The 24,184-nt window shown below is 44.3% G+C and carries 20 protein-coding genes; 11 read left to right on the forward strand and 9 right to left on the reverse strand.

All coding sequences use genetic code 11. The annotated features are described in order from the left end of the window. Positions 1-211: 211 nt before the first annotated feature. The 6 genes from acs (at position 212) to EYS00_RS19830 (ending at position 7,469) form a co-directional block, all read left to right on the forward strand. Positions 212-2,158, forward strand: coding sequence for an acetate--CoA ligase (acs, locus tag EYS00_RS19810; RefSeq protein ID WP_130639640.1), 1,947 nt, complete (start codon positions 212-214; stop codon positions 2,156-2,158). A 13-nt stretch (positions 2,159-2,171) separates the two neighbouring features. Further along, entirely contained in the window at positions 2,172-2,813 is a 642-nt protein-coding gene (locus tag EYS00_RS19815; protein ID WP_130639641.1) for a response regulator transcription factor, read from the forward strand. 48 nt (positions 2,814-2,861) lie between these two features. Further along, complete coding sequence (locus EYS00_RS20630; RefSeq protein WP_165399444.1) at positions 2,862-3,032, forward strand: hypothetical protein; 171 nt, start codon at positions 2,862-2,864, stop codon at positions 3,030-3,032. A 186-nt stretch (positions 3,033-3,218) separates the two neighbouring features. After that, positions 3,219-3,929: an ABC transporter ATP-binding protein gene (locus EYS00_RS19820; RefSeq protein WP_130639642.1), complete on the forward strand. Its 711-nt coding sequence runs from the start codon at positions 3,219-3,221 to the stop codon at positions 3,927-3,929. Further along, a complete protein-coding gene (locus EYS00_RS19825) occupies positions 3,919-6,396 on the forward strand; it encodes an ABC transporter permease (RefSeq protein ID WP_165399445.1) in 2,478 nt (825 codons plus the stop codon). Before EYS00_RS19820 ends, EYS00_RS19825 begins: the two co-directional genes overlap by 11 nt. Continuing rightward, on the forward strand, positions 6,393-7,469 hold the full coding sequence (locus EYS00_RS19830; protein ID WP_130639644.1) for a lipocalin-like domain-containing protein: 1,077 nt from the start codon (positions 6,393-6,395) through the stop codon (positions 7,467-7,469). Before EYS00_RS19825 ends, EYS00_RS19830 begins: the two co-directional genes overlap by 4 nt. 23 nt (positions 7,470-7,492) lie before the next feature. Here EYS00_RS19830 and EYS00_RS19835 read toward each other — a convergent pair whose 3' ends face one another. The 3 genes from EYS00_RS19835 to EYS00_RS19845 form a co-directional block, all read right to left on the reverse strand. After that, positions 7,493-8,350 carry a LysR family transcriptional regulator gene (locus EYS00_RS19835; protein WP_130639645.1) on the reverse strand — a complete coding sequence of 286 codons (858 nt, stop codon included), beginning with the start codon at positions 8,348-8,350 and terminating at the stop codon, positions 7,493-7,495. An 18-nt stretch (positions 8,351-8,368) separates the two neighbouring features. Continuing rightward, positions 8,369-8,848: a hypothetical protein gene (locus EYS00_RS19840; RefSeq protein ID WP_130639646.1), complete on the reverse strand. Its 480-nt coding sequence runs from the start codon at positions 8,846-8,848 to the stop codon at positions 8,369-8,371. 174 nt (positions 8,849-9,022) lie between these two features. Next, on the reverse strand, positions 9,023-12,463 hold the full coding sequence (locus EYS00_RS19845) for a PAS domain-containing hybrid sensor histidine kinase/response regulator (protein WP_130639647.1): 3,441 nt from the start codon (positions 12,461-12,463) through the stop codon (positions 9,023-9,025). A gap of 255 nt (positions 12,464-12,718) precedes the next feature. Between EYS00_RS19845 and EYS00_RS19850 the strand changes: the two genes are divergently transcribed. From EYS00_RS19850 to EYS00_RS19865, 4 genes are all read left to right on the forward strand, one after another. After that, positions 12,719-12,985 (forward strand): DUF4212 domain-containing protein, encoded by a 267-nt coding sequence (locus tag EYS00_RS19850; protein WP_130639648.1) that lies wholly within the window; start codon positions 12,719-12,721, stop codon positions 12,983-12,985. 4 nt (positions 12,986-12,989) lie between these two features. Further along, positions 12,990-14,696, forward strand: a complete 1,707-nt coding sequence (locus EYS00_RS19855; protein ID WP_130639649.1) for a sodium:solute symporter family protein — start codon at positions 12,990-12,992, stop codon at positions 14,694-14,696. 88 nt (positions 14,697-14,784) lie between these two features. Then, positions 14,785-16,614: a putative nucleotidyltransferase substrate binding domain-containing protein gene (locus EYS00_RS19860; RefSeq protein WP_130639650.1), complete on the forward strand. Its 1,830-nt coding sequence runs from the start codon at positions 14,785-14,787 to the stop codon at positions 16,612-16,614. Next, positions 16,611-17,288, forward strand: a complete 678-nt coding sequence (locus EYS00_RS19865; RefSeq protein ID WP_242618852.1) for a 3'-5' exonuclease — start codon at positions 16,611-16,613, stop codon at positions 17,286-17,288. Before EYS00_RS19860 ends, EYS00_RS19865 begins: the two co-directional genes overlap by 4 nt. Here the strand turns inward: EYS00_RS19865 and EYS00_RS19870 are convergent. Next, the gene (locus EYS00_RS19870; RefSeq protein ID WP_373995583.1) at positions 17,285-18,226 is read right to left on the reverse strand and encodes a diguanylate cyclase; all 942 of its coding nucleotides are present in this window, start codon (positions 18,224-18,226) and stop codon (positions 17,285-17,287) included. The two genes, EYS00_RS19865 and EYS00_RS19870, sit on opposite strands and share 4 nt — an antisense overlap. A 201-nt stretch (positions 18,227-18,427) precedes the next feature. Here EYS00_RS19870 and EYS00_RS19875 point away from each other — a divergent pair, with 201 nt between their 5' ends. Beyond that, positions 18,428-19,588 (forward strand): tetratricopeptide repeat protein, encoded by a 1,161-nt coding sequence (locus EYS00_RS19875; RefSeq protein WP_130639651.1) that lies wholly within the window; start codon positions 18,428-18,430, stop codon positions 19,586-19,588. Positions 19,589-19,617: 29 nt separating this feature from the next. Here EYS00_RS19875 and EYS00_RS19880 read toward each other — a convergent pair whose 3' ends face one another. The 5 genes from EYS00_RS19880 to EYS00_RS19900 all read right to left on the reverse strand — a co-directional run. Continuing rightward, on the reverse strand, positions 19,618-20,457 hold the full coding sequence (locus EYS00_RS19880) for a 2OG-Fe(II) oxygenase family protein (RefSeq protein ID WP_130639652.1): 840 nt from the start codon (positions 20,455-20,457) through the stop codon (positions 19,618-19,620). Between the two features lie 147 nt (positions 20,458-20,604). Then, positions 20,605-21,816 (reverse strand): NupC/NupG family nucleoside CNT transporter, encoded by a 1,212-nt coding sequence (locus EYS00_RS19885; protein WP_130639653.1) that lies wholly within the window; start codon positions 21,814-21,816, stop codon positions 20,605-20,607. Positions 21,817-21,828: 12 nt separating this feature from the next. Next, positions 21,829-22,452 carry a uridine kinase gene (gene udk / locus EYS00_RS19890; RefSeq protein WP_130639654.1) on the reverse strand — a complete coding sequence of 208 codons (624 nt, stop codon included), beginning with the start codon at positions 22,450-22,452 and terminating at the stop codon, positions 21,829-21,831. 142 nt (positions 22,453-22,594) lie between these two features. Next, positions 22,595-23,548, reverse strand: coding sequence for a hypothetical protein (locus EYS00_RS19895; protein WP_130639655.1), 954 nt, complete (start codon positions 23,546-23,548; stop codon positions 22,595-22,597). Continuing rightward, on the reverse strand, positions 23,545-24,184 hold a 640-nt coding region (locus tag EYS00_RS19900; protein ID WP_130639656.1), incomplete at its 5' end, for a PhnD/SsuA/transferrin family substrate-binding protein. The genes EYS00_RS19895 and EYS00_RS19900, both read right to left, overlap by 4 nt.

A 24,184-nucleotide genomic window follows, 5' to 3' on the forward strand; every position in this document is an offset into this window, starting at 1 on the left:
GGTTAAATGTATGTAAATGCGACGTTAATGAACCTAATTTGGCTGACCATTTCAGAATTTGGAATAAGCGGATGGTCGCATAAGACTATAGTCGTATATAGTGTGTACAGTTAGTGCTAAGACCAAAGTCTCATTTTGCTTTGTGACTGAATGACTAGAGTGTTCGCTATAACTATTCGCTTTTTAAATATGGATCCCGGAGGCAATAACCATGACTGATAACGCGATTTATCCTGTGCCCGCGTCGATAGAGAAGTCGACCCACTTAACCGATGAGCAGTATCAAACCATGTATAAACAGTCGGTTACCAACCCCGAAGCATTTTGGGGCGAGTATGCTAGCACGCTAGAGTGGTATCGCAAGCCAACTAAAATTAAAAATACCTACTTTGGTGCTGATGATGTATCCATTAAGTGGTTCGAAGACGGGCAAATTAACGCCAGCTACAATTGTATCGATCGACATTTGGCCACCCATGCCGATAAAACGGCGTTCCTTTGGGAAGGCGATTCTCCAGAAGATAGCGCTAGCGCTACTTACCAAGAAGTTCATGATGAAGTATGCAAGTTAGCGAATGGGCTCAAATCATTGGGGGTTCAAAAAGGTGACCGCGTTGCTATTTATATGCCAATGGTACTTGAAGCAGCCTATGCCATGTTGGCCTGCGCTCGAATTGGCGCTGTTCACTCCGTGATTTTCGGTGGATTCTCTCCTAATGCAATAGCGGACAGAATAAACGACAGCGCTGCAAAAGTGGTGATTACTGCCGATGAAGGGCGTCGTGCAGGACGCTCGGTACCATTAAAAGCAAATGTAGATAAAGCACTTAGTAACGGTGCATGCCCATCTATCACGCATGTGTTGGTTCACACATTGACAGGTAACGATGTAACGTGGAACAGCGAAGTGGATGTGCGCTGGAGTGATTTAACCAGTGACGCTTCTTCAGTGTGCGAGCCGGAAGTGATGGACGCAGAAGATCCGCTATTTATCCTCTACACCTCAGGCTCCACCGGTACACCGAAAGGTGTCGTTCACACTACGGGCGGCTATTTGCTTTACACGGCAATGACCTTCAAATACGCCTTTGATTACAAAGACGATGATATTTACTGGTGTACTGCTGATGTGGGTTGGATCACAGGCCATAGTTACATGGTATATGGGCCAATGATTAATGCTGCGTCTCAAGTCTTTTTTGAAGGTGTACCTACATACCCTGATGTTAAACGTATAGCGCAGGTGGTTGAAAAGTATAAAGTCACTAGCTTATACACTGCGCCAACGGCAATCCGCGCCCTTATGGCACACGGTGAAGTACCGGTTGAAGGCTGTGATGTTTCATCACTGCGTTTGTTGGGCTCAGTGGGTGAGCCAATCAACCCTGAAGCGTGGGATTGGTATCATCGTGTTATTGGTCAAAGTCGTTGCCCTATTATGGATACATGGTGGCAAACAGAAACCGGTGGTCACATGATTACGCCACTGCCTGGTGCCACTGCACTTAAACCAGGTTCTGCAAGTCGTCCTTTCTTTGGTATTCAACCTGCCTTGTTTGATGCAGAGGGTAACGAACTTGAGGGGGCATCAGAAGGTAACCTTGTTATAAAAGACAGTTGGCCTAGCCAAGCCCGCACGGTTTACGGCGATCACGAGCGCTTTATCAACACTTATTTTAGTGCATATAAGGGTGTTTACTTTACAGGCGATGGGGCTCGTCGAGACGAAGATGGTTACTATTGGATCACGGGGCGTGTTGATGATGTACTTAACGTGTCCGGTCACCGTTTAGGTACCGCAGAAATTGAAAGTGCGTTGGTTGCTCATCCGCAGGTAGCTGAAGCCGCCGTTGTTGGCTTCCCTCATGATATCAAGGGCCAGGGGATCTACGTTTATGTAACACCTAATGAAGGAGTTGCCGTTGACGATGAACTGACTAAGTCTTTGAAATCATGGGTACGTCAAGAACTGAGCCCTATAGCGACTCCAGACATGATTCAATGGTCCGCGGGATTACCTAAAACCCGGTCGGGTAAAATTATGCGTCGTATCTTGCGCAAGATCGCTGCCAATGAGCATGAGCAACTTGGTGATACGTCAACATTGGCGGATCCATCGGTTGTTGATACACTCATTGAGGAGCGATTGAATAAGTAATAAGGATAAACTCATGATAACGTTACTGATTGCTGATGATCATCCTCTCTATCGAGACGCGCTAAAAGGGGCGTTATCACTGTCTTTGCCTGAGCTCACGTTACGTGAGGCTGGTGATTTATCCTCAACTGTCGACATCCTCAATACGGAAGATGTCGACTTACTTTTGCTCGACTTGCACATGCCTGGCAGTAATGATCTGTTTGGTTTGCTTCATATCAGAAAGTTGTTTCCTGACCTACCTGTCGCTGTGGTATCTGGCACGGAAGATTCAACGATTATCTCTAAGATCGTCAGTGTTGGTGCGCTAGGGTTTATTCCAAAAACGACCAGTGCCACTGACATTGCCGAGGCTGTTCAGGCAATCCTTGATGGTGATGTGTGGTTACCGGAAAATCTTGCTGATATAGATGATGTCGACGAAGAGTTTTCTGTTTTGGCCGACAACGTAGCTAGCTTAACACCCTCGCAATATAAGGTATTGTGCTATATGCGTGACGGCTTGCTCAACAAGCAAATTGGCTATAACTTGGATATAGCTGAGGCTACTGTAAAGGCACACGTTACCGCTATTTTTAAAAAACTCGGCATCAATAATCGCACGCAAGCCGTACTTATTGCCTCACAGTTGGAATTAGAACCTCCCTCCCAGTAATTGTGACTGACTACACCTTAGGGGCTATTGATCTTTGCGGTACACTTTTTGTTCACTCCAAGCGAGCCTCAGACAATAAACGAGGCGTGTAGTTTGGTTATTCCAAAAGAGCAACGAGTGAAGCAGTATGAGGCTCGCTTGGATGAATCTTTCAGGCAGCGATTGTTTGTCATTTATACGGCGTCAACGCTCACTTATGTAGATGGCTACACGGCGTGAACATTTCCTTGTCTAAATGACAAACACTTCGCTGCAAAAACGTACAGCAAAGATCAACAGCCCCTAATGTCTAAGACATTTTTTAGTTGTTTTATCTTTAAGTTAAGGGAATATAGAACAAACTAAACTTCCATTTTGTTGGAGCGTATAAGAGCAATTGTTAGTTGACTGCTTAAATTGATCAATATGCTAGAAATTCAAAACCTGTCAAAGCGGTTTCAAAACGGTCCTGACGTCCTGTCTTCGCTGAGCTTTTCGATAGAGCATGGTGAGAGCGTGGCTATTGTTGGCCCTTCTGGGTGTGGTAAATCTACTTTGCTCAATATTATTTCAGGTTTGCAGTCGGCTAATAGCGGCAAGGTTAAATACCAAATGCGTCGTCACATTGATAGCAAGGCAGAGGTTTTTAACTATCCAATTGAGCATGAAAGAAAGACGGAAAAAACCTTAAATATCTTACGCAAAGAGAACCTAGGCGTGGTGTTTCAACGCTTTAATCTAATAGAACATTTAACCGTATTAGAAAACATTGCATTACCCGCTGAACACAAGGGTAATTTTGAACCTGACTACATAAACAGCCTATTAGAGAAGTTAGATATTCAATTCCACGAACACAAATATCCTGCACAATTGTCAGGCGGCCAACAGCAGCGGGTGGCAATTGCTCGGGCACTTGCCCATAAACCCCAGTTGGTATTGGCGGATGAGCCTACGGGTAACTTAGATCCAAAAACCGCCAGTGCCGTTGGTGATTTGCTTTTTGACGCCGTGTCTAGCTCCGGAGCGGCTTTGATTCTCGTCACTCATAGTTTGGCGCTAGCAAAAAGAGCCGATAGATTACTCGAAATTCGCGACGGTGCTTTGTACCGCGTCCAAGATGATAATGATCAGTAATAGTCAATCACAAGGTAGTCTTCGACTATTAACCAGTGTTTTTGCCAAGAGTTTTCGCACGCAAAAACTTATTTTTCTGATGTTGTTCTTGTCTCTTTTTGCGGGAACTACAGGACTCTCCGCTGTGATGGGACTCGCACAGTTAGATCTGGAAGCGAAAGATGACCATTTGTTGGCCGATATCTCAAAGTTTTACCAAATAATACCCTCTGATTCAGAAATCTCACTGAGTGAGTATCGCCACCTTAAAGCCAATATTCCAACGCCTATGGTGGGCTATCGCTCGAGTGATCTAGAGGCATTTCCGGATATAAACTTATTGGCGTTGGATACATTTGCATTGATTGAATGGCGTCGTTTTCACCGTTATATCGAAGTCAACTCACCCACAAATGCCAGTGATACTGCGCCAATTAGCAATGATGATTCCGAAGAGAGGCAAGGTACTCCCATATATTTTGCCAACGAGGTAACTGCTCAGCGTATCGGTGAATCGTTTGCAGTTTCAATCATCCCCGCGTTACCGGATAATTTGCTCGTCACTGATATTGCAAATACATCAACTACGCCTAATTCGCCCCCCGCATTCAGTGGCATTTTGCTCACTCAGGAGCTACCTGATTTCACCCAGTCACACATTCGAAATATATTATCAGCCAATTTTAAATTAGTCGCTCCTATATCTCTTGAGTCTGACAATCAGCTACAGAGTAGCTTTAGGCTTAATCTTCTGGCGATGGGCGCACTTATGTTTGTGGTATGCCTCTTCATTGTTTTTAATGCATACCAACTTATGTTGATGAAACGCACAGACACCATAGGTATCTTAAAACAGCTAGGCTTTTCCTATACCAGTGTGGTGCTTGTGCTTGGGCTTGAAGCGCTACTACTTGCCGTTTTTACCGCCGTAGTGGGTACCGTGGCCGGGTTCTCTATTTTAATGGCGGTGCTCCCTACCATTGAAGCACTCACTGGTGTGTCATCTGTTCCCAGCGTGAATACGTTTTGGCTACTTTTGGCACAAACACAAAGTGCTAGCATAGCGGGGGTATTGGGGGCGCTGTATGTCAGTTTGAAATGGCAAAAGTACATCTCAGTAAACCTACAAAATAGACCTCCCAATGTTCAATTTTCACTCTTTGTTGTTGCCGCCATTGGGTGTCTCGCCAGCGTATATTTATTGCTCAATGCCGACTCACTGCATTGGTCTATCCCCAGTACTGGATTATTTGTATTCACGGCTTGTTTGTTGGTTATCGCTATCTTTCCTTTGGCACTTTTCGGTGTTAAACGGTTACTTACTTCGAGAAGCGTCCTCATCAAGCTTTCGATATCCAGTGCATGGCAATTGTCAAAACACACCAAGGTAGCGGTTTGCGCATTTTTTATCGCCGTAATATGCAATATTGGTATGAACGTAATGGTAGATAGCTTTCGTACGGCTACCGAAGACTGGTTAAAAGTTCGCTTGCTCGCCGATGCTTACTTGTATACACAAAGTGAAGATGATATTCGGCCTCTACTGCTGAATATTGATGAGCAGATAGCCATTGTTCCCCGTTTGGGTTATGACCGTTTACTCGAAGGAAAACAAACCACTATTTATTCTTATCCGTCTACCCCAGAATATATCAATGCCATGGTGTTCGACCAAGTCGCAGACGACGTTTGGTCTGCGTTCTCCCAACGACAAGGAGTGCTGATCAATCAGCAGCTTGCTGAATATCTTCAAGTGCGCATAGGGGATACAGTCACAGTACCCATTCTTAATGATAATGCTACTGACGATAAGTCAGTTAGCCTTGTCGTGAAGGGGATTTATGTAGACTACGGGAACCCGCGTGGGCAAATCCTATTAGATTTTGATTGGATGTCTGAGTTTGCCAAAACCACTTACCTTTACGCACTAACGTTCCCTAGTTCCGACAACATTGAAAGTCGAATTGAAGCGCTCAACCAATTATTAGAAGACACAGCAATCGTGTATGAAACTCAATACATCATCGAGAGTTCGATGAAGGCTTTTGATGCAACCTTCATCATCACTGATGTCATGAAACTAGTGACCTTGGCCGTTGCCGCTATGTCACTAGCTTGCTCTATTGTGATTCTGTTGAATGAGTCCAAGGCGCAGGACGCCATTCTCAGAAGTCTTGGATTTTCAAATAGGTTTGTGGCTGCTCGGCAAGCACTCGAGTATTACTTTCTCTGTACCTTTGCATTCTTGGCTGCGGTACCTTTTGGGTTGTTCCTGGCGTGGATTTTAATTCATATTATCAATCGTCAAGCTTTTGGTTGGTCTTACGCTATGAGCATCAATAGCTACCCTCTGTTGCAAGTCTATATCTACAGTCTTGTGATTGTGGGTGGATTGATCTCTTTAGCGTTGTTTAGGCTATCCAAACGAGACATTATTGAGCCTGGTAAAAAGGGTGGTAAACCAACTCTTACCGGAGCGGGTCTATGAAAGTGTTAGCCATCATAATGTGTGTATTATGTTTGGTAAGTTGCAGCAAGCCAGCTCAGCAGCCCGTGGCAAACCGCTATGATTGGGTGTTGTTGGGGGACGACTTTCTGCAAAGCCAAGGACAAAAGGCGTCACCAAACTATATCGTTCAATTGCCCTATGATCATGGTGCGCACTATGGTTTTGATGTTGAATGGTGGTACGTAACTAGCAATTTGCAAGATGGGTTAGGGCAAGAATACGCAGTTCAGTGGACCCTATTTCGTTTGCGAAATTCGAGTGCAGGCAACCATATCTACATGGGGCATATGTCTCTACATACGGAAGAAGATCATTGGTTTGTTGAAAAATATGCTGATAGCAGATTAGGCACCGCGGGTGTAACAGAGTCCCCTCGACGCTTGTATATCGACAATTGGCAATGGCTCGGTGAGCAGGAACAAGCTTTGTTTCCCGCCGCACTGACATCATCGTGGGTGACCGTTGACGGTCATCATATGGCTGTTGACCTCGAGTTCGCGACGTCAGGCCCTTTTGTTTTTCATGGTGACAATGGATACAGTCGCAAAACCGCGAATCAAAGTCACGCAAGCCACTATTACAGTCAGCCCTTTATTGATGTGCACGGTCAAATTACTGTAGATAACAACGCTCACTCAGTGACGGGCAAAGGTTGGTATGATCATGAGTGGTCAAGCACGCTGTCTAGCCCAGACACTGTTGGCTGGGATTGGTTCTCGGTTCATTTCGACAACGGCAACAAGTTAATGCTTTTCAGAATGCGGGTGGGAGAGGAGTTTTATGAGACAGGTTCTCTTATCAGCAATAGTGGCCAAGTCAGTACGTTAACTCCACAAGACATTGTTTTACGTTTGCAAAAGAGTACTGACGTAGAAAACAAGAAAATACCCACGCAATGGCGTATAACCCTTGCTGGCTATGACGTGGACATTGTAGTTACAGCATTAAAACCCGATGCTATAAACAAGGGTTCTGTAGAGTATTATGAGGGGCCGACGACTATTTCTGGTAGCCATACAGGCAAAGGATTTCTTGAAATGACAGGTTACTAATCAGAGTCATGTTATCGGCTGGGCTAGAGCAACACGTTGTCTTGCTTTGCTCGAATAGCGTGCAGTAAATACTGCATTAAGCACTTAATTCGTGGGGTTTGACTTAGACGTTGGTGAGTCAGCACCCATATTTCTTGATGAACTAATCTTGTATCATTGAGCGCTGTGAGTTCGCTCATCGTATCTGCAATATAGCATGCGCCTAATATTAGCCCATGACCTTGTGCCGCAGCTTTGTGACGAAGCACTAAATCATCAAGGGTAAAACCAATCTTGGCTTTTGGGTAAGGTGATTGGGGCAAATAACCTCTTACTTTGTTCATATCAGTACTGGTGATCCACTGATACTCAGACTCTGGCGTAGCGGCAAGATAATCTGGATTGGCATAAAAGCCCAAAGACAGGGGAAATAGTCGATGACCGACTAGGTCATCTCCTGGTTTATCTGCCACTCGTACAACAACGTCTGCTTCTCCCTTCTCGATATTTGCGAAATGATAGCCAGTTTGTACATTCACTTTAATCTGGGGATATTGGTGGCAAAACCGAGCAATGTCCTCCATCAATACAAATTCGAACAATGCGGGAGGTAAGGATAGATTGACTTCACCTGTTAGTGGTTCAGAAGGGCAATATTCGGCCTTAGCTTGGTTGGCGACTTGCTCCATTTTTGTTGCAGTCGCCAGTAATTGTTTCCCAAATGGGGTTATAGCTAACCCCTGCGATGTTGGCTCGAAAACCTCTGCTCCCATTACTTGGTGTAATCTTGCGAGCTTTCTTGACAGTGTACTGTGATTTAGGCCAAGAATTTTGGCCCCACCTCTGAGGGTTTTGCCCCTGTGTAATGCCAGTACCAGTTGGTAGTCATCCCAATCATTCATGAATTTGTTTTATAACGATTATCCATGTTCAGGAGTATGTACTGAAAATGCAGCAATTTTCCAACCATTAGGCCCATTTTGTATGAGATAGGTCGCACCTACTCGATTAACCACACTATTATCGCTAGCAAAGCGGATTGCTACGTTTTTAACTACCGCAAGATTGGTGTCGAGGCGGGTAATGTTTTGACTTTCCCATTGCACTCTTGCAACACCTTGTTGCTTTAAGTTGTCGAGAAATACGATCACTCTTTGATCCATTTCTGTAGCTTTCAATACCGTTTGCGCGCCATTATTGGTTACTAACATAACGTCGTCGCGATACAGGTGAAGACCCTTATTGAATTCTCCTGATTGAATGTAGGTGTTGTACTTAAGCATATAGTTATCAAATAGATTTTCGATACTATCTGAGGCGTTAGCGTTTGTCTGGGTGGCGAGTAATAGTGAAACTACACCGAGAGTAATTAATGTTTTGAGTGTGCGTAGGCGCTTCATAATGTCACCAAGTGTTAGGTTAGGAGAAATGACGATACTAGCAGTAAGTGAACATAACCTCGTGGTGCAAATTTGATTCATTGTGTTGCGTCGGTGCAACATCTGAAGTGGTGATTGAGCCAATAGCGGCAGCGTTAATACGCTGCGTTGAAAAAGTGGCAGTGTTACTATTGGTTATTCAGACGATGTTTTTATAAAGCGGGTCATACTTTGCAGTAGCGCTCGCAATTTGGCTGGCTTGAGTGGTTTAGGTAAGTAGTTTACCCCTTGTTCTTTGCATTGAGTCACTAAATTTTCTTCATGGGTGGCCGTGATAAGTGCCGCGGGTATAACCGTATTCAAACGCTCTCGTATCGACGAAATTAAAGCGAGCCCATTCTGAGCATCGTTGTTACTCAGTTGATAGTCCATGAGCAATACTTGAGGTTTAATTTCGTTAGCTACCGCTAGGGCGTCGTTCCAGTTGTCTGCAAGAAAGACTTCGACGCCCCACTTTTCTAGTAGCGTTTGCATGGCATCCAAATTCTCGCTTTGATCGTCAACACATAGTGCTCGAATACCGCTCAAGGAAGAGGCTTTTACTGATGACTTTACTGCCTTAATCTGAGGCGGCTCAGCCCTACTAAGTGAGAATGAAAAGCGACTACCCTTATTGTGTTTAGAGGTCACTTGAATATCAGTATTTAATTGACGACTCAGTCGCCTTACTACTCCAAGCCCCAGACCTAAGCCATGTTCCTTACTTTCGTTAGTACGGTAAAAATCTCCGAATACTTTAGCGATCTGCTCTTCGGATATACCAATTCCTGTATCGTAAACGGAAATCTTTATCGAGTTACCCACCGGGCGAACGGTAAAAAGTATCTTGCCAGACTCAGTGTATTTGACAGCATTTGATAACAGGTTTTGGACTATACGGTACAAGTAAGTTTTATCGGCCTTAACCCAACAAGGGCGCATAATTACTTTAAGAGCGATCCCTTTCTCTTTGGCACGCATACTCATTTCATCGACAAGAGGAAGCATTAACTCCTCCATATTAATAGCCACTATATCGGGTTTCATTTCTCCTTGGTCTAGACGAGCGATATCCAACAAGGTGGCTATCAAAGCTTCGCTCGACGTTACACTGTGAGTAAGTTTACCAACAATTGATTGTACTTCGTCTTCAAGTTGACGCTCTTCAAGTGCAGTGAGGTAAAGCTTGGCTGCGTTTAACGGTTGTAATACATCATGACTCGCCAATGCGAGAAAGCGCGTTTTACTTGCATTGGCACTTTCTGCGGCCTTTCTCGCGCGAATCAGTTCTTTTTCCGCTTCCGAACGGCGTGCAATCTCTAAGCGCAGTTCTTCGTTGATGGAATGAATTTCTTCTGTGCGTTTTTTAATTCTGGCTTCCAAATCAATATTGGACTCTTCCAGTGCTTGTTGAATTTCAATGTGGCCAGTGATATCACTAAAGCTAGTTACAAAGCCGCCACCAGGAAGTGGATTACCCACCATTTCAATCACCCTACCGTCTTTGCGCTGGCGTTTGAATCGGTGTGGAGTACCTGAACGCAAATGTTCTATGCGTTTGGTCACCTCTAGTTCTACATCTACACTACCAAACTCGCCTTGCGCGGCGTTATAGCGGATGAGTTTCTCTATAGGCATTCCAACTGCCAAAAAGTCATCCGGATAAGGGTATAGTGTCGCGTAGCGTTTATTCCATGCGACTAAATTGAGATGTTTATCTACTACGCTTATACCCTGATCGATATTTTCGAGAGAGGTTAAAAGCGCGGTCATATTGAATTGCATCGCCTGCGTTGTGTCATCAAAAAAGTTGATAACTTCAGTGAAGTCCATCTTTTTACCGCGCAGTGCACTGTCTAGTAGCACCTTTGCACTCGATGCACCAATAACGCCCCCCAGTGCACGTTCACAGAAGGCTAAAAACGTGTCGTTGGGCTTATCACTGTGGGTGAGAGTACAGTGGTTGAGCTTTTGGTATTCGCTGAGGAGTTGTTCGCATCGTCCAGACCCCATAAATGTCGATAGTAGTGTAATAAGATCTGCAACCGTTACATTGCTGCTCTGCTGTTTAACCGTGCCATCTCTCACCACTGCAGGTGATACAAAGGCTTCGGCTTGGATCCTGTCGATCAAACGTTGGGGTGCAAACCAGGAAAATACCACATATACCAAGGCATTGGCTGTAAGACTAATCATAGCCCCTTGGCTAATTTGAGCATTTTGTTCTAGTTGGGTGTTAGTTCCTCCAATGGCTGGAAGTACCAACCAAAGCACCCAACATATGACCCCTGTCATCAGTCCAGCATAAACACCATGCGCATGGGCTCTTTTCCAATATAATCCGCCTAAAATTGCTGGGAGCAATTGAATGACGAGAGAAAACGCAATCAATCCGATTGAGTGTAACGAGCGACTACTAGTCATCTGCTGGTGGTAGAAAAATGCTAGCAGTAAGATTATTCCAATGACCACCCGTCGAGTAAGTCGAATTTGCTTTGAGAAGTCCCGTTGACCGGAATGCTCTGCTTTGAAGATAAATAGCCTGGGTAAAATCACGTCATTAGTTAACATGGTACTAAGGGTAAGCGTTGCAACGATAATCATCGCAGTTGCAGCGGATAGTCCACCTACAAACACAATCACCTGTAGCAGTGATGAGCCGCTAAACATTGCAATAGACATGACGTAGGAGTCAGGCTCGACGCCACTACCGGCAAACAGAGATTGACCCGTTATTGCGATGATAGGAATAACGGCGGAGATAAGTAATAGGTAAAGAGGAAAGAGCCAACGAGCAGTCTTTAAGTGTTTTAGACTGAGGTTATCAACAATCGCAACGTGAAATTGACGTGGTAAACATATGATAGCTGCCGCTGCCATAATAGTTTGCGCGATAAAATTGAACGAACTAAATTGACCTAGCGCTGTACTATTGAGAAACTGCGCATTGAAAAGCTTAACTTCTGTATTTCCCCATGCGCTAAATCCCACCAATGCCACCAGTAAAAGGGCGAAGAGTTTTACCGAGGACTCAAAAGCAATCGCTAGCATTAATCCACGACGATACTCAGTAACGTCAGTTTGTTTTGTACCAAAATAAATAGCGAAGACTGCGATGAAACCGGTGGCAGCTATTATGATTAAGCTATTGTCCGTTTCTTGCGTTAACAACTGAAACATGGTGCCTATGGCTTTGAGTTGTAACGCGATATAAGGGATCGTAGCAAGTAGCGCTATCAGTGTGACTAGTAAGGCTACGGTTTGTCGTTTGCCATAACGAGAGGCAATAAAATCTGAAATAGTAGTGATGTGTTGCTTCTTGCTCACCAACGTCATTTTATAGATAAAACTATACCCAATCAAATACACCAGAATGGGGCCCAGCATAATGGGCAGATAAATCCATGCGTCTCTACTGGCTTGTCCAACCATGCCAAAGAAGGTCCAAGCAGTACAAAAAATAGCGAGTGCTAAAGAATAAACCGCAGGATGAGAGGTGAGCTTTCTTGCAGTAGGCGAGTTTTTATCGCCCCAGCTCGCCAACGAGAACAGTAAAAAAAGATAGAAAATCGCAAGTGTTACCCAACCAAATGTCATGGCTTCCCTTTAACTTAAAATTAACATTGCCGAGGGCATTATAAACAACCCTCCTTCTAATATCCTACGACCATGGTCTCATTTGTGAATTGACTTTGCAGGTCTAGAGTATATTTCAAGCGCCTAAATGCTTGACTTGTGTAATTCTCAGTGTGGACTTTGTTAGCGCTGAAAGCTACGAAAATGTGATAGAAGCCGGGCGTTAGGGAAATGTAAAAATAAAACAACCGATTAACCTGACATGAGGATGAAACAATGGCATTTAGAAATGAGGACGACAAAAAAGCGTATTGGAAGGAGAACTTAACTCTTCTTGCCAAGCTTTTAGTCGTATGGTTCGTGGTGTCGTTCGGTGCGGGCATTCTGTTTGCTGATGCACTTAATAGCGTACAATTTTTTGGCTTTAAACTGGGCTTTTGGTTTGCACAACAAGGCTCTATTTATGTATTCGTTGCTCTGATTTTTGTCTACATGGCAAAAATGAATGCAATGGATAAACGTTACGGCGTAGACGAGGAGTAATACGATGGATGTTCAATTATTAACGTTTATCATCGTTGGCGCTTCTTTTGCGCTGTACATTGCAATTGCTATTTGGGCTAGAGCTGGCTCAACAACAGACTTTTACGTAGCTGGTGGTGGTGTTCCACCTGTAATGAATGGTATGGCAACTGCGGCTGACTGGATGTCAGCGGCGTCTTTTATCTCCATGGCTGGTTTGATTTCTTTCATGGGATACGACGGTGCAGTTTACCTTATGGGGTGGACGGGTGGATATGTTCTGCTGGCACTGTGTTTAGCCCCTTACTTGCGTAAGTTTGGTAAATTCACAGTCCCTGATTTTATTGGCGATCGCTATTACTCTCAAACTGCACGTACAGTCGCTGTATTTTGTGCCATCTTTGTATGCTTTACTTACGTGGCAGGTCAAATGCGCGGTGTTGGCGTAGTATTTAGTCGCTTCCTTGAGGTTGATATTGTTGCCGGTGTTGTCATTGGTATGGTGATTGTATTCTTCTATACCGTGCTAGGTGGCATGAAAGGGATCACTTACACTCAAGTTGCACAGTACTGTGTACTCATTTTCGCGTACATTGTTCCAGCTGTCTTCATCTCAATCATGGTGACAGGTCACATCTTACCGCAAACCGGCTTCGGCGCTACGCTGTCAGATGGTTCGGGCATGTTTATGTTGCAGAAACTCGACAACCTATCCATAGAACTCGGGTTTAATGAGTACACTTCCGGTACTAAGAGTACAATTGATGTGTTTTTCATTACTTTCGCACTAATGGTGGGTACAGCGGGCTTGCCACATGTCATCGTTCGCTTCTTTACCGTACCTAAGGTGCGTGACGCACGTAAGTCTGCTGGTTATGCATTAGCTTTTATCGCTATTTTGTATACCACAGCGCCTTCTCTTGCTGCTTTCGCTCGTGTGAACATGATCGAAACTATCAATGGTCCAGAGATGACAGGTACTAGCTATGAGCAAGCGCCGTCATGGATCAAAAATTGGGAGCAAACTGGACTTATCCAATTTGATGATAAGAACGGCGATGGCATGATGTTCTACTCGGGTGATGAGCGAAACGAAATGAAAGTTGATCGTGACATCATGGTACTTGCTAACCCTGAAATTGCCAATCTTCCAGCTTGGGTAATTGCCTTGGTTGCGGCAGGTGGTGTGGCAGCTGCACTGTCAACATCGGCGGGCTTACTCTTGGTTATCTCGACCTCGGTGTCTCATGACCTTCTGAAACGTAACTTTATGCCGGATATCAGTGATAAAGCCGAGCTATTCTATGCCCGTCTAGCGGCAGGGGTAGCGATTGTTATTGCTGGCTACTTTGGGATTAATCCACCGGGCTTTGTGGCACAGGTCGTAGCATTTGCCTTCGGACTCGCGGCATCGAGTTTCTTCCCTGCGATTATCATGGGTATCTTTAGCAAGCGTATGAATGATAAAGGCGCAGTATCAGGCATGATTGCCGGTTTGGTATTCACCGCGGCGTATATCATTTACTTTAAGTTTGTGAATCCAGCGGCGAATACGCCAGACAACTGGTGGTTCGGAATTTCGCCAGAAGGTATTGGTACTTTAGGTATGATGGTGAACTTCCTAGTTGCATTCGTTGTGTTCAAGATGACTGACGAAGCGCCTGCGGAAATTCAGGAGCTGGTTGAAAGCATCCGCTATCCGAAAGGTGCAGGAGAGGCATCTGCACACTAATCCGTTGCTGTTGAACAGCACGATGTGAATCCAGCCAGCCCATTTGTACGCAAATAGGGCTGGCTTTTTGTTTATAAGGAATAGCCCGATGGCCGAAATTGCTCAACAAGTCAGGGATTTTCTTTCTGTTTCCGCCCCTTTTGACATGCTCTCGCCGACAGAGATCGAACACCTCGTTAAAGGTGCAGAGTTAATGTATCTCACTGAGGAGTGTGTTTCAGAACTCACTCACAATATTTCGGGTTTGTATTTGATTCAAAGCGGCCAATTTTCGGTCGTTGACAGTAACAAAGGAAGTCGCCATTTGAGCGAAGGCGATTATTTTGGCTATCCAGCTTTTCTTGACCGCACCGACTATTCGATAGACATAAAAGTCGACAATCCAGGGTTAGTTTACCGTTTCTCAGGTGATGCATTCACATTCTTACTCGAGAAAACGTCGGTCAGCCATTTTTTCAATGCGCTTCAGTCGAATAGTTTACAACATCAAATGTTGGAAGACTCTAACTCTATGTGGCTATACAGACCGTTGAGAGAGGTTGTCAGTAAAGCGCCTGTGAGTATCTCCAAAGATACCACTATTCAGGATGCCGCCATTAAGATGACTGAGTATAGGGTATCTTCACTGTTAATTACCGAAGACGAAAAGTTAGTTGGAATTGTAACTGATAGAGATTTACGCTCTCGTGTAGTGGCTGAGGCCCTTCCCTATACTGATGCAGTATTCTCAGTGATGACGAATACACCTGCCAGTATTAGCGAAAATAAAACCATGTTTGATGCTATGGCGTTGATGAGCGAGAAAAACATTCATCATCTACCCGTGGTTAAACTGAATACCCAATTACCAACGGGGATGGTTACTGCGAGTGATATTGTTAGATTGCAGCGTAGTAACGTTCTTTTTATCATCGGTGAGCTCGCCAAAGCAGAGAGCTTATACAGCCTCGCGCGACTTTCTTGGCAACTGCCACATTATTTCTCCGCTCATGCCAAGCGAGTAGGGGACTTTGACATTGCGGGTAAGATTCTGTCCCAGGCAACAGATACAATGACTCGAAAGCTGATTGGATTTTTTCAAGAAGCTCATGGAAAAGCACCTATGTTGTTTGCTTGGCTGGTTTATGGTTCACAGGCAAGAGAAGACCAAACCATGGGGTCGGATCAAGACAACGCCTTACTACTTGCTAGCGATCCTACTCCCGAACAGGCTGACTACTTCAAGGCGATGTCAGAGTATGTATGTCAGGGGCTAGCCAAATGCGGTATCAAACTCTGTGATGGTAATATTATGGCGAGCAATCCAGAGCTGAGGCTATCGTTGGAAAAAGCCGTAGAAGAAGCAAAACGCTGGGTTAATGCGCCCACAGGCGATGCTATTATGCACTTCAACATCTTCCTAGACGCGCGCTGTGCCGCAGGCGACGTGAGTTTGTTCAAGCAACTCCAATCTAGAAGAGCGCCATTGTTAAAACAAAGCATGTTTTTAGCTGCATTGGCCAGACACACTAATTCAATTGCCGTACCTCTATCCGTTTTCCAAAAGTTTGTTTTCGAGAAAGGAGCCAAACAAAAGGATGCTATAGATATCAAGGTGAGAGCTGTGGCACTAATCAACAATATTGCCCGCGTATATGCGTTGGCAAGCGGCATATCGGAACCAGGTACGTTGGCAAGATTAAAAAGCATCGATGCTGGTTCAGGACTATCGCAAAAAGATGCTAAAAACTTGGCTGATATTTGGGTGTTTATGAATCGTTTGCGTTGGCGGCATCAGTTATCTCAAAACGTCACAGATAACCTAGTTTCGATATCTGAACTGTCGTCTATTGAAAAGCATCAGCTTAAGGCTGCCTTTAAAGCGATCGACCGTGCTAAGCAGGCTATGGTGTTGCGGTTTTCAGGTGGTGTAGGGTGAGCTTTTTTCGCGCAATCAGCACGTGGTTTAAGCCTGCTTTATCCAAGGAGATTGCTAAGCGTACGCTAGGAGAGTTCAAGTTTCTTGCAGCCGATCTAGAACTAACATCTCTTGATGCTAGTGAAGCTCATATAACTTCAATAGGATGGGTCGAAGGGCGATTGAATTGCATCGACATCAGTTCATGTGAGTATGGCGTAATTCGTACGCGTAAACCTCTAGGGCAAAGCCCGGTGATACATGGTCTGACTAATGAAACTGTTGACGATGGAGAATCTATCGAAGCTTATGCGAAAAAGCTGTCTGCTCTAACACTGGATTACATCTGGGTATTCCATAATGCTGCTCTTGACCTCAGCGTATTGGATAGGGCATACCAAAAACTTAGTTTAACCCCAGTAACGGTTGTTTATTTCGACACTTTGCAAATGGCGCTTTACGAGCTTAAAAAGCGACACCAAGTCGTTCCCAGTAATAGCGCCAGTTTGAGCGCTTGCATTGCACGAGCTAATTTACCGGATTTTCCTGCACATAATGCCTTAGATGATGCGTTCTCCACTTTACAGCTGTGTTACTGGCAGCTTTCAAATTTGGGAGCAAAGCCTGCCACTCAACTCAATGAATTACTGCATACAGGAGCAATTAAGGCGGTAACGTTAGGTAAAGCGAGCTAAGCATCATTGGCGAGAGAAAATACTCGGTTTCTACCCTGAGATTTCGCTTGATAGAGATTTTGATCGGCGAGTTGCAATATAGCGTCAATTGAAACATCTTGCTTAGGCAAACGGGTTGCTACGCCACCACTGATTGTCACTCTGCCAAAAGAAGATAAATCGTGAGCAAGATTTAACTCATACACAGTGTTCGAAAGTCGCTGAGCTACCTCAGTAGCTCCAGCGAGTTCGGTATTGGGAAGGAGTACGAGGAATTCTTCACCGCCAATCCTCACCAGTTTGTCCATTGGACGTTGAAGTGCTTTTTTTAAAGCAGCGCTGACACGCCATAAACAATCGTCACCACTCATATGCCCATAGTGATCATTAAATTGTTTGAAATAATCGATATCAAATATGACTAGAGACAACGGAGTTGTATTTCTGTCACCTTCTTTAACGAGCCTTGGTAGAAAATCCTCTAGATAGTGGCGGTTATAAGCACCGGTAAGCCTGTCTAAATAGATTAACTTTTCCAGCAGATCATTCTTTAGTTTATGAGAGAGGTGTGACTTGACTCTGTTACGCAGGGTGCAGGAGTTCACCGGCTTTTCTACAAAATCAATGCAGCCAGAGTTCCAGCAGCGACTTTGCTCTTCATCAGTGACGGTTGCAGTAACAAACATGAAGGGTATGTGGGATTTATCCGGGTCAGCTAACAGCTTCTGTGCAGTTTTGTGCCCATCCAGTCCTGGCATTACTACATCAAGAAGAATGAGGTCTGGCTGGTGCTGATCACAGAACGCGAGTGCTTCCTCGCCAGAAGCTACGCCAACGACTTTTGCAATATCTTTAAGTAGTGTTTCTAAAACGAGTCGACTACTTATTTGGTCATCAACTATGAGTACCAAGCAATCTTTAAGTTTTCTCGATCCACTGTTATTTAAAAACACCAACATCTCCGTCGTTCATTTAAGCGCTTTGTAGCTATCAATATTCCCAAAGTACTGATGGTTAGAATACTCTGCTATTAAGACAAGGTAAACCCTGTAACTATAGTCGCTTTTATGCGACGAGTTGTAGGAATTTCAATGTAAAATAAATGTTAAATCTACTGCGGCGGCTATACTTTATACAAATTGTGATTGAGGGCAGTTATCATGATGTATCGAATAGCTATAGTCGTTTCCAGTTTACTTTTGTTTTCCTGTGCGTCCACAGAGTCGCCCATTGCAAACCAACCATACCCCGCACTGAATGACGAAAGGTTTCCCAGTTTTGAGTTGTTCCCTGTAGAGTCAGAACAAGAAATTTTTTACTTAGACGAACAAGCGCAAGATTTTGTGCAAAAGGCCTTAATAAGCAGTAACTCTTTAACTCCAGACTTGAATAAGCTTGTCGCCAATATTTTTGATTACTCAGAGATGGGGTTATTGTATAGAAATACTGCGAATTCTGTGGCTAATACAACCTTCCACTCACGTGCCGCAAATTGCTTGTCTTTGTCCATCATGACCTATGCGATGGCTGACTATGCCGGATTTGAAGCAACATTTTATGAAGTCGATATTCCTGAATATTGGACGAGAAGAGATGGATTTAGCTTGATTAATGGCCATGTAAATATGCGTATTGGCAATCGATTAGAGACGAATATTGCAACTACTGCATCTCGTTCTATTGATGTAGATTTTGATCCACAAATGATACGACGTCATTTTCCTCGCAACAAAATTACGAAACAAGAAATCGTCACTATGTTCTACAACAACAAGGGAGCCGATGCACTCATAGAGAATAGCTACACTCGAGCTTATAGTTACTTTAGAGAGGCGGCGTTATTATCGCCACACATCCAACAAAGTTGGATTAATCTGGGCGTGCTATACCGTATGGTAGGAGATTATGAGGCGGCTGAAACCAGTTATCGCTATGCGCTTTCTCTGGATGATGAAAGCTTAACGGCGTGGGAAAACCTTTCAGTATTATATCGACGAACTGGGCGAGAACAGGAAGCCGACGAGATTCTTGCCAAAGTTGAATCTCGTCGAGTGTCGAACCCTTTTTACCACTTCATATTGGGTGAGCAAGCGCTAGATGACGGACGAATCGATGAGGCGCTTTCTCACTACCGAAAAGCTTACAAATTAGATAAAACTCGTCATGAGGTCCTATTTGGATTAGCGAAGGTGCATTACGAGTTAGGGGATGTACATACGGCTCAACGTTATATTAGAAAGGCGGAACAAGTTGCGCCAAGTAATCAAGATAGAGAGCGATACCAAAGCAAATTGTCTACTATAGTGAGTATGATTAATTAAAAAGAGGGGCATAAGCCCCTCTTTTTAAATCAGATTACGCCAAGTTCTTTAAGGCGCTCTTGAAGGTAAGTGCCTGCTGTATGTCGCTCTGACAGCTTAACATCTGGACGAGGGTGTAAGAACAAAGGCAATGAAATACGAGATTTCGTTACATCGGTACCCTCGGGGTTTATGACCCTATGTGTCGTAGAAGGGAAGTAGTGACCTGAGGCTTCTTGTAACATATCACCGATGTTTACTATCAAATTACCAAAGTCACAAGGAACGTCTAACCAACTACCATCTTTAGCTTGCACCTGGAGACCAGGTTCGTTAGCCGCTGGTAGAATAGTGATTAAGTTTATGTCTTCATGAGCGGCTGCGCGAATCGCGTCTAGCTCTTCATCGCCTTGCAGCGGTGGATAATGCAACACGCGTAACAGTGTTTGGTCACTGTCTTTAATCATATTGCCCAATGGTTGGCTGTAATGCTTGCTAACATCTGCAGGAGAATGTGATTCAATCCAACCAAGAAGCTCTTTTGCCAGTGTATTCGCTTCGTTGTAATACTGGTCTAGCTGCGGTCGTAAGGCATCTGGGCATTGGCCCCATGGGTAGTAGTGGTAATACTCTTTGATGTCTTTTTTAGTAAAACCTTTGGCTACTTCCGATACGCTTTGAGGGAAAAAGCCATCTTGCTTTCCCTTGTTGTAAAGAAAGTCTTGCTTTTCTTCGCTATCAAAAAAGCCTTGCCAGTTATCGTAGATAGACTGAACAAGTGACTGTTGGATTGGATGGTTCTTTAACACACCGAACCCAGTTTCCCTAAGCGATTGCACGAAGGCTTCTTGGGCATTTTCGGCTGTATAGTCAACAGCAACTAATTGCATAATAAAATCCCATAAATTTGAACAACAGCATTATAAAGGTAGACCCTTTGCCGAGAAAGTCTCGGTGATTGATTTGAATCAATCACCGATTTATTAGTGAGTACTTTATTTAAAGTTGACCGAATAGTCTACTTTTTGAAGTATTAATTAACCTAAAGAAAGATAGAAGCCTGCAAGAGATGCACTCATCAAATTTGCCAAGGTGGCAGCAAATACTGCCTTGAGCCCCAATTTCGCAATTTCTTTTCGGCGGGTAGGTGCCATTGCACCAATGCCACCCATTAAGATTGCAATAGATGATAAGTTGGCAAAGCCGCATAAGGCAAAAGTAATAATAGCTTGAGAGCTTGCCGACAATGAGGATTGACTCTCAAGGAAGCTCAAGTAGGCTACAAATTCGTTGACGACAAACTTTTGCCCTATGAAGCTTCCTGCCAATCGCGCTTCTTCCCAAGGTACACCAATCGCCCAAGCGAGAGGTTGCAGTACGTATCCCAGAATTCCTTCGAAAGTGACGTCTTGATACCCTAATAAGCCGCCAGTCCAACCGATAAGACCATTGAGCATGGCAATAAGGGCGATGAACGCCAAAAGCATTGCACCTACGTTTAGCGCAAGTTGCATTCCTGAGGCAGCGCCACTGGCAGCGGCATCGAATACATTAGCGTACGTTGTAGCCTCTGTGTCCTCTTGGGTTAGGGTGTCGTTTGCGACCGAAGTTTCTGGAAGTATGATTTTGGCCATTAACAAACCACCCGGAGCGGCCATAAAACTCGCAGCTAACAGATACTTTAGCTCAACGCCCATACCTGCGTAGCCCGCCATCACCGAACCTGCGATTGACGCTAGGCCACCAACCATAACGGCAAACAACTCCGAACTCGTCATTTTGGGAATAAAAGGGCGTACGACCAGAGGTGCTTCTGTTTGACCGACGAAGATGTTTGCTGCTGCAGACATTGATTCGGGTTTACTGGTTCCCAATACTTTCTGCAGAAAACCGCCAATCACACGAATAATCACGGTCATTACCTTGAGGTGATATAGCACGGCAATTAGTGATGAAAAGAATACAATGACAGGAAGCACGTTGAAGGCAAAAATGAACGCGATAGACTTGTCGCCAACGGGCCCAAATAAGAAATTGATACCTTCTTGGCTGTAGCCAATAATATTCGCTACAAACTGTGTTGCTTTGAGCAGTAGCTCTTTACCCGGCTCAAAATAAAGTACGAAAGCGCCTACAATAGCTTGGAGAGCGAAAGCACCGCCAACAGTGCGTATATTAATGCTTTTTCTGGAGCTCGATAATAGAACGGCAATAGCAAGCAGTAGCGCAATGCCCAGTAAACTCACCATAGATATAATCCCTTACAATAGTGCTTGTTGAATGTGAGACTTGATTACATCCAACGCAATCTGGTTTTTCCCACCTTGGGTAACAACAACATCTGCAGTAAATCTGCTCGGTTCGATGAATTGATGGTACATAGGTTTAACGGTTTCTTCGTACTGTGTTGCCACTGACTCAAGGGTTCGTCCTCGTTCTTTTACATCTCGCATCATTCGGCGCATTAAGCATATGTCTAACGGAGTATCGATAAATATCTTGACGTCGAACAATGGAAGTAAGTCAGTAATCGCTAACAGCATAATGCCTTCTAGAATAATAACTGGCGCTGGGTCTAGCGTTTCAGTGTCAGGAAGGCGTGTATGGGTTTTGAAGCAGTAGTGCGGGTAGGCAATCGCTTTGCCTTCCCTTAAAGACTGTAGGTGAGTTTTGAGTAACTCATGCTCAAAAGCATTGGGATGATCGTAGTTATTGTTTTCCCTTTCTGCCATAGGAAGGTGATCTTGTGCACGATAATAGTGGTCTTCACGTAAGACTTGCACGGGGCGACCCTGCTCGGAAAATGCATTCAATAGATTTTCGGTAAAAAGTGACTTACCTGAGCCTGAAGCGCCAGAAATGGCAATAATTAAGGGTGACTGCATAATACTCAATAACAAACTAAACTGACGCAAAGATACGCGTTTGACCCTCGCGAATCAAACTAATATTCACGATTTGTCTTTTATTCGTTCCGTCTTTGTTTTGAAAGTTCTCGTTATTTCAACGTATTATGTGTCTTTTGAGTTAGTTTCCTATTATTTCTATATGATCCACTTCAAGGTGCTGAAGCGCATACGAATGTTGTTTTGACCTTGAGCCTTCGCCTTGTGCTCGAGGTGGATAATATCTTTCTTTCTCCGAGTCTAACCCCGAGAAGACCTCGTCGAGTGCAGCTCTAATTTCACTCAGTGTTTTATCTAAGTTCGCATTGAAATCTGGGCGTTTTCGTTTGGTATGGCCAAGTTCAATCAGTCGAGAAAAGGTCTTGTTAGCTAGGGTGACCAAATCCGAAGGCACATCTTTGTGAAGCTGAAGCGGTGCTTTTGGATCCGCAATACAGAATTTCAACAACGCGGTATAGAAGCAAAGTGGTTTGTTTTGCAATGTCACGACGTTGTCATTCACATTACAACTCAGTGTTTTCGTCTGTAAGTTAACAACTAAGCGCGGAGGTTCGCGAAGCGGCTCTACAGCGAGTTGAGTTTGCTTTTGTTCAGATTTTACGAATAAGGCGTAAATGGGGGCAAAAAGTAAACCTAGTACAAAAGCGATTGGACTAAATTGGACGGAATCTGCGTGCGGTAAAGAGGCAATGGCCACTGCTATTTTCTGTTCAGAGGTGCTTAGATTCAGGATTTTAACAGTCGAGAAAGCCTCGGGGACTTCTCCGCCAGAAACTCCTTGTAGAGACACTACCGCCAGCGGATAACCGCGTTCAGCTAATGCCCCGTTGAGTTGCTTTACATACCGTCCCACAGCCGAGGGATTTACCGGTGTATTAAGCGTATCATTGCCTACATCTACAAAACCTATATCTAAACTTATGCGTTGCTGAAGGTTATCAAAGGCGGTGTGATTAGAGATCCATGACGCACCCAATTGCCCAATGGCAGACATCAATTGGGCAAAGATTACAACGATAATTGAAGCAATCAGAACCTTAATTTTATCTTTCGGCGATAGTTCTATGGTCTTCATTCGCTGCAACCCTCTGCTATTTCAATGTTTTGATAGTAAGGTCGAGGGTGTGAACGAGCAATATCGAGGATAGTCTCTTGCGTAGCACAGTATAGGTCTGTGTTGCGCATTTGCATTTTGAGGTACCACTGCATACCGCTCACACTATCTTGCAGAGGTGTTGCATAGCTACTTGAAAAGGTCTGGTTGTCCTCATTCGCCCAATAGGAAGAAATAATGTCAACTTCACCTGCAAGAAGCGCCCGTCTTAATTCTTGGTGAGTGTTGTAATACACCATAGATATTGTCGATTCGCTTAGGCCGAGGTTTTGAATAATAGTTTTCGGAACAATGTGCCCAGAACGACTACTTGGATAGTCTAAAAGCCCCAATCTCTTACCGAGTAAATACTCTTTAGAAAGGGTTGGACGTTCTCTCAATGCGATAAAAAAGGCGCTGTAATCTGGGTATGATGCGAGTCTTGTCATACCGTAAATTCTATCAGCACCAAACGCTTGAACAGCGTTGCTTTTCACTAATGCTAAGTCGACAACACCGTGGTTAATATAACGGTAAGTGTCATAGTCACTTTGGCCGATGATCACAGAAACTTGTCCGTATTGACGTTTCACAACGTCGTTTGCACAAAGCCTGTCT

Source organism: Alteromonas sp. KUL49 (assembly GCF_006538345.1).
Lineage (GTDB): Bacteria > Pseudomonadota > Gammaproteobacteria > Enterobacterales > Alteromonadaceae > Alteromonas.

What these genes read in the sequence shown, in the direction of transcription:
- acs (WP_130639640.1), top strand. Translation starts at nt 212, where the DNA reads ATGACTGATAACGCGATTTATCCTGTGCCCGCGTCGATAGAGAAGTCG.
- EYS00_RS19815 (WP_130639641.1), top strand. Translation starts at nt 2,172, where the DNA reads ATGATAACGTTACTGATTGCTGATGATCATCCTCTCTATCGAGACGCG.
- EYS00_RS19820 (WP_130639642.1), top strand. Translation starts at nt 3,219, where the DNA reads ATGCTAGAAATTCAAAACCTGTCAAAGCGGTTTCAAAACGGTCCTGAC.
- EYS00_RS19825 (WP_165399445.1), top strand. Translation starts at nt 3,919, where the DNA reads ATGATCAGTAATAGTCAATCACAAGGTAGTCTTCGACTATTAACCAGT.
- EYS00_RS19830 (WP_130639644.1), top strand. Translation starts at nt 6,393, where the DNA reads ATGAAAGTGTTAGCCATCATAATGTGTGTATTATGTTTGGTAAGTTGC.
- EYS00_RS19835 (WP_130639645.1), bottom strand. Translation starts at nt 8,350, where the DNA reads ATGAATGATTGGGATGACTACCAACTGGTACTGGCATTACACAGGGGC.
- EYS00_RS19840 (WP_130639646.1), bottom strand. Translation starts at nt 8,848, where the DNA reads ATGAAGCGCCTACGCACACTCAAAACATTAATTACTCTCGGTGTAGTT.
- EYS00_RS19845 (WP_130639647.1), bottom strand. Translation starts at nt 12,463, where the DNA reads ATGACATTTGGTTGGGTAACACTTGCGATTTTCTATCTTTTTTTACTG.
- EYS00_RS19850 (WP_130639648.1), top strand. Translation starts at nt 12,719, where the DNA reads ATGGCATTTAGAAATGAGGACGACAAAAAAGCGTATTGGAAGGAGAAC.
- EYS00_RS19855 (WP_130639649.1), top strand. Translation starts at nt 12,990, where the DNA reads ATGGATGTTCAATTATTAACGTTTATCATCGTTGGCGCTTCTTTTGCG.
- EYS00_RS19860 (WP_130639650.1), top strand. Translation starts at nt 14,785, where the DNA reads ATGGCCGAAATTGCTCAACAAGTCAGGGATTTTCTTTCTGTTTCCGCC.
- EYS00_RS19870 (WP_373995583.1), bottom strand. Translation starts at nt 18,226, where the DNA reads ATGTTGGTGTTTTTAAATAACAGTGGATCGAGAAAACTTAAAGATTGC.
- EYS00_RS19875 (WP_130639651.1), top strand. Translation starts at nt 18,428, where the DNA reads ATGATGTATCGAATAGCTATAGTCGTTTCCAGTTTACTTTTGTTTTCC.
- EYS00_RS19880 (WP_130639652.1), bottom strand. Translation starts at nt 20,457, where the DNA reads ATGCAATTAGTTGCTGTTGACTATACAGCCGAAAATGCCCAAGAAGCC.
- EYS00_RS19885 (WP_130639653.1), bottom strand. Translation starts at nt 21,816, where the DNA reads ATGGTGAGTTTACTGGGCATTGCGCTACTGCTTGCTATTGCCGTTCTA.
- udk (WP_130639654.1), bottom strand. Translation starts at nt 22,452, where the DNA reads ATGCAGTCACCCTTAATTATTGCCATTTCTGGCGCTTCAGGCTCAGGT.
- EYS00_RS19895 (WP_130639655.1), bottom strand. Translation starts at nt 23,548, where the DNA reads ATGAAGACCATAGAACTATCGCCGAAAGATAAAATTAAGGTTCTGATT.